Annotated in this window: 1 protein-coding gene; it reads right to left on the bottom strand. The window is 71.8% G+C overall.

Features of this window, described 5'->3' with window-relative positions; translation table 11 throughout:
- Positions 1-425 (bottom strand): ATP-binding cassette domain-containing protein (locus AC5RUJ_RS18475; RefSeq protein ID WP_494156542.1); only part of this gene is annotated, 425 nt, incomplete at both ends.

The raw sequence follows: 425 nt of genomic DNA on the forward strand, positions 1-425 counted from the left end.
GGTGCGGGCAGGCAGCAGCGGCAGCCCGTGCGCGCTGTTGAAGGACAGCGAGCGGAAGCCGCGGTCCCGGCCGACGAAACCGGCGACGAAATCGTCCACCGGCGCCCGCAGGACCTCCTCGGGCGGGGCGAACTGGGCCAGCCGGCCCCCGGTGGCGAAGACGGCCAGCTTGTCCCCGAGGAGGGCCGCTTCGTCGATATCGTGCGTGACGAAGACGATGGTTTTCGCCAGCTGCTGTTGCAGCCGCAGCAGTTCCTGCTGCAGCTCGGCACGGACCACCGGATCCACCGCACTGAACGGCTCGTCCATGAGCAGGATCGGCGGGTCGGCCGCGAGCGCCCGCGCCACTCCGACGCGCTGCTGCTGGCCGCCGGAGAGTTGGGCCGGATACCTGCCGCCCAGCTCACGGGACAGCCCGACGACGG

It is taken from the genome of Arthrobacter sp. Y3223164 (genome assembly GCF_059091005.1).